Annotated in this window: 5 protein-coding genes; all 5 read right to left on the minus strand. The window is 70.7% G+C overall.

The features are described 5' to 3' along the window. Positions 1-861: hypothetical protein (locus VM681_02605; GenBank protein ID HVL86888.1), on the minus strand; the 861-nt coding region annotated here is incomplete at its 3' end. A gap of 51 nt (positions 862-912) precedes the next feature. Next, positions 913-1788 carry a pirin family protein gene (locus VM681_02610; GenBank protein HVL86889.1) on the minus strand — a complete coding sequence of 292 codons (876 nt, stop codon included), beginning with the start codon at positions 1786-1788 and terminating at the stop codon, positions 913-915. A gap of 102 nt (positions 1789-1890) precedes the next feature. Then, entirely contained in the window at positions 1891-2580 is a 690-nt protein-coding gene (locus tag VM681_02615) for a creatininase family protein (GenBank protein HVL86890.1), read from the minus strand. Next, entirely contained in the window at positions 2577-4202 is a 1626-nt protein-coding gene (locus VM681_02620; protein ID HVL86891.1) for a benzoate-CoA ligase family protein, read from the minus strand. Before VM681_02620 ends, VM681_02615 begins: the two co-directional genes overlap by 4 nt. Before the next feature lie 2 nt (positions 4203-4204). Next, on the minus strand, positions 4205-5039 hold an 835-nt coding region (locus VM681_02625; protein ID HVL86892.1), incomplete at its 5' end, for a zinc finger domain-containing protein.

Genomic DNA, 5039 nt, shown 5'->3' on the forward strand with positions numbered 1-5039 from the left:
CGTCGCGTCCGCCCACGAGACGCCCCCGTCGGTGGACCGCAGCAGCCGCGCGAGGGTCGCGGCGTACCAGGACGAGCCGTCGGGCGAGGCGTCGATCGACCGCACGAGGTCGCTGGTTGCCGCAAGGCGCACGAGTGTGGCGCCCAGGTCCCGCGTCTCGTACACGCCGTCCTGCGCACCCACGAGCAGCCGCGCGGAGTCCCTCGGATCCACGGCGATGGAACCGATCGTCGTCAGGGCGGGGTCCCCGCGGTTCCACGTCACGCCCCGGTCGGTCGAGCCGAACAGAATGGCCGGCGCGTCTCCGGCGGGCCCCAGGCTTCCGCCGCCCACGGCCGCATACAGCACGTCGGCGTTCGCGGGCGCCACCGCCACGGCCACAAGGTCGACCATGGGATTGTTCCGTTGCAGGCCGAAGATGCTCTGCGTCTGCGTCCGCGCGTCCGGACGATCCTGCGAGCTTCGTCGTGTGGGCTCGACGGAGAGGTCCGTCGTGTAGATGGACTCGGGCATGACGGCGTAGCCGATCTGGGGATCGCTTGGGCTCGCGGCCACGCCCTTCGTATGGTCGTACGGGCCCGCGAGCCGGCTCCAAGTCTTTCCCGCGTCGGTGGACCGGTAGAACGCGTGGGCGTTTGCGTCAAAGCCGGCGTACACGACGTTGGGGTCGGCCGGCGAGAAGGCAAGCCCGGCCACCTCGCCGCTTGGCAAGGCCACGCGCTGCCACAGGATGGGCGCACAGGCGCCCGACGTTTCGGACGGGCAGGACGCCTGTTGGGCCAGCGTCGAGCCGGCCACAAGAAGCGCACCCACGGCGGCGATCGCAAGCGGAGCCCACGCGCGACCGCGTCTCCCCAGCACGGCGTCCCGACGCCCGTCGGGCTATGAAAACGTGTCGAAACCCCGCCCGCGTCAACTGCGCACGGTGGCACCGTGCTTCACGAAGGTTCCCTCGTGGAACTCCGTGATGGCCTGCTGCAGCTCCCGCCGGTCGTTCATCACGATCGGGCCCCACCAGGCCACGGGCTCGGCAAGCGGCTTGCCCGAGACGAGAAGGAACCGCACGGGGTCCGCGCCCGTCCGCACGCGCACGAGGTCGCCGTCGCGAAGGAGGACGAGGTTCTCGGCGTCCGTCGTCTCCCGCCCGTCCGGGTCGAAGCTCGCGCGGCCCGAAACGACGTACGCGAACGCGCGGTGACCCCTGGGGATCGCCTGCTCGAACAAACGCCCCGCTTCCAGCCGCACGTCGAGATACTGGGGCTGCACGGCGATGTCGCGCACGGGCCCCTCCACGCCGGCAACCGATCCGGCGACGACCCGCACGCGCGCGCCCTTGCCGGCCTGCGCCTCGGGGATCTTCTCCGCGCGGAACTCCTGGTAGCGCGGGTCGGTCATCTTGTGGTTGCGCGGCAGGTTGACCCAGAGCTGGAAGCCCCCCATCACGTTCTCGCGCCCACGCGGCATCTCCTGGTGCACGATGCCGCTTCCGGCCGTCATCCACTGGACGTCGCCCGGCCCGATCACGCCTGCGTTGCCAAGGCTGTCGCCGTGCTCGACGAAGCCGTCGAGCATGTACGTCACGGTCTCGATGCCGCGGTGCGGGTGCCAGGGGAAGCCCGCCACGTAGTCGAGCGGGTTGTCGGAGCGGAAGTCGTCGAGCAGCAGGAACGGGTCGAGCTTGGGCACCTCGTTTGCGCCAAAGGCGCGCTTCAAGTGCACGCCAGCCCCCTCGATCGTCTCGCGGCTGGGCAGCACGGCCTCGACGCGACGGGGGATCGCTTCGTCCACGGTTCGGATTCGACGCGCGAACCCTTAAAGGTCCGCTTCCAACGTCCGTAGCGATGGAGCACGCGGCGGCCGCGCGTCCGCGCCGGCGCGCGGGCGGCAACGCTAGCGGAGCGCCGCGAGATCGCCGCACGCCTTCTCGACGATTTCGCAAAGCACGCCGAGCAGCCGCTCGCCCTCCTCGGCCGTCGCGCGAGCGGGGTCGCCGCAGTACGCGCGATCCATCCCGACCTCGCGGAAGGACGTCTTGCCCGCGCGAATGGCCGCCGCGAGGTCGACCGGAAGGCGAGGAAGCGACCGGAACTCGGAGCCGACGAGGTCCGGCGCCGCCACGAGCATGAGGCTCGTCTCGAACTCGCCGCCGTGGCAAGCGCCCGTGGCAAACTCGCCGCCGATGGCCGCCGCGTGGGCCCTGCGCGTAAAGTCCGGGAACACGACGCGGCCCGAGGCGCCCGGTTGAAGGTCGAGCATGGCCTCGCGCACGGCGCGAAGGTGCCCCGGGTCGAAGTGCAAGTTCACGAGCACGACCCCCCCGGCGCCTTGCCGCAAGAGGCCCTCCGCGGCGTCCACGAGCCGCTTGCGCTCGTCGTGCGGGTCCGCCGAGATCGTGCCGGGAAACGAGGCGGCGAAGGAGGCGCACGTGTCCACGAAGGGCTCCGCCACGCGCGCGGGCGCGCGGCGCGACAAGCGCTCGGCGCAGCGACGCGCCAGGAGCGAGGCGATGCGCGTGTCGGTGTCGAGCGGGAGGTGCGGGCCGTGCGCTTCGGTCGCGCCAAGCGGCAGGAGCACGATCACGGCCTGCCTCCCCGGGCGCTCACGTCCGTGTCGAACGATCCCGAAAGGCCGTTTGCGGCGACCTCGTCGCGCAGCCGCTTGCGTTCGACCTTGCCGCGGTCGTTCTTCGGGAGCGACTCGACGAACCGGACGCGGCGCGGGAACTTGTACGCGGCCAGGCGCGACTTCGCGTGGCGCGCAAGCTCCAGCGCAAGGGCGGCGTCCGCCCGGTGGCCGGGCCGCGGCACGACGAGGGCAAGCGGCTTCTCGAGGCCGCCTTCGTGGTACGCCACGACCGCGCACTCGGCCACGGCCGGGTGCGAGAGGAGGCAATCCTCGACCTCCGTGGGCGAGACGAAGATGCCGCCCACCTTGAGGAGGTCGTCCACGCGGCCGCAGTACCAAAACCGGCCGCCGGCGTCCCGGCGGAACAGGTCGGCGCTCTTCACCCAGCCGTCGACGAACGTCTCGCGCGTCTTCTCCGGCGCGCCGTGGTATTCGATTCCCACGCTTCCGCCCCGGATCCAGAGGGTTCCGATGCCGCCCTCCTCCACCTCGCGTCCGTCCGCTCCCGCAATGCGCGCCTCGTAGCCGGGCACGAGCTTTCCGAGCGAGCCTGGAACGACGTCGCCCGGCGCGTTCGAAATGTAGATGTGGAACGTCTCGGCGCTGCCGATGCCGTCGAGGATCTCCACACCAAACGTCTTCTTCCAGCGGTGGTACAGCTCGGGCGGAAGCGCCTCGCCGGCCGAGAGCACGGCGCGCAGGGAGGAAAGGTCCCGTTTGGAGGCTTCGGCGTCCGACACCATGGCGTTGATCGACGTGGGGACCGACGTGAGGATGGTCGGCCGATGCCGCTCGATCTTCTCGAAGAGCGCCTCGGGCGTGGGCTTCTCGGGAAACAGCACGGTCGTGGCGCCGACGGCGAGAGGAAAGAAGAGGTTCGTGCCCGTGCCGTAACCGAAGAACAGGCGCGGGACGGAGAGCGTGACGTCGTCCTGCCGGTAGCCCACGACGAGCTTCGCGTACCGCTCGCAGTTCCACGGGAAGTCCGCGTGGCGGTGGACGACCGCCTTGGGCCTGCCCGTCGAGCCGGAGGTGAAAAGCCAGTACGCGGAATCGGCGGCCCGAGTCGGCGCGGGCTCGCACCGCGGCGGCTGGCCCGACACGAGCGCGCCGTAGGCGTGCACCCGATCGCCCGCGGCGCCCGCAGCGCGCGCGGCGCCCCCCAGGACCACCAAATCTTTTAGGGTCATAAAGCGGGGAAGCATCGGGGCGAGCTTCTGCGCCACGGATTCGTCGCAAAGCATCGCGCGGCAGCCCGTGTATTCCACGTAGTACGCAAGATCTTCGGCCGGCAGCAGCGGGTTCACCATGGCGACGACGCCGCCCATGCGTAGCGTGCCGAAGATGCCCGCGGCGAATTCGGGCACGTCGGGGAGCGAGAGGAGCACGCGGTCCCCGGCGGCGACGCCAAGCTCCCGTAGGGCGTTGCCGAAGCGGTTCGACTCCGCGGCCGCGCGCGCATACGTCCAAGCGTCCGCGTCCGTGCGCATCGCGACGCGATCGCCCCGCCCCTCCGCGAGCCGATCGTACAGGAAGTAGTCGGCCATGTTGAAGGCGGCGCCCGCCGTCGGCTGCATGTTCAGGCGGAAACCGCCGTTTCGCCATTTAGGGCTTCGGGTGCCGCGCCGGGCGCTTCCTGGCAACGCGGGCACCAGAACGTGCCGCGACCCCCGACGTGGCGGCCCAGAATCGGCGTCGCGCATCGCGGGCACGGCTGCCGCGAGCGTCGGTACGCGGCAAGCTTCGAGCGCTCTCCGCGGCGCATCCGATCGTACGCCGCAAGGAGGATCGCCGGCGTCCTTGCCACGATGCGCCGTCGCTCGTCGGGCGAGAGCATGGCCGGCGGGGTCGCGGGATGCACGCGGACGTCCCACAGGATCTCGCTCTTCCAGATGTTCCCGACGCCCGCCACGACGGAGGGATCGAGCAGGGCTTGCGCGACGGTCGCTTGCGGCGAGGCCGCCAGTCGCCGCTCGAACTCCGCGGCGTCGAACGGAGTCTTGAGCGCGTCGGGTCCCAGGGAATCGAGGAACGGAAGCGCCGCGCCCTGCGCATAGAACTGGACGACGGGCGCGCTGAAGACCACGACGCGAGCGCCACGCACCTCGAGGAGGAACCGCACCCGCGATTCGGGCTTGCGCAAGGGATCCTTGGGCGATGCGACCTGGGAGCTGCCGTACATCATGAAGTGGACGCGGAAGGCGCCGAGGTCGCGTACGAAGAACAGGTGGTTCTTTCCCGCAAAGTCCACCCGGTCGACGACCCGTCCGACGACGTCCCCGGGCGTGATGGCGATCTGCCGGGAGCGCCAGAACGCCTTGCGGATCTTCTTGCCGGCAAGCGCCAAGTGGAAACGCTCGGCGTTGTAGCGGACGGTCGGCCCTTCGGCCATGAAGGCGATGGGACGCGAGCGA

The sequence above is a fragment of the Candidatus Thermoplasmatota archaeon genome (assembly GCA_035541015.1).
GTDB lineage: Archaea > Thermoplasmatota > SW-10-69-26 > JACQPN01 > JAIVGT01 > DATLFM01.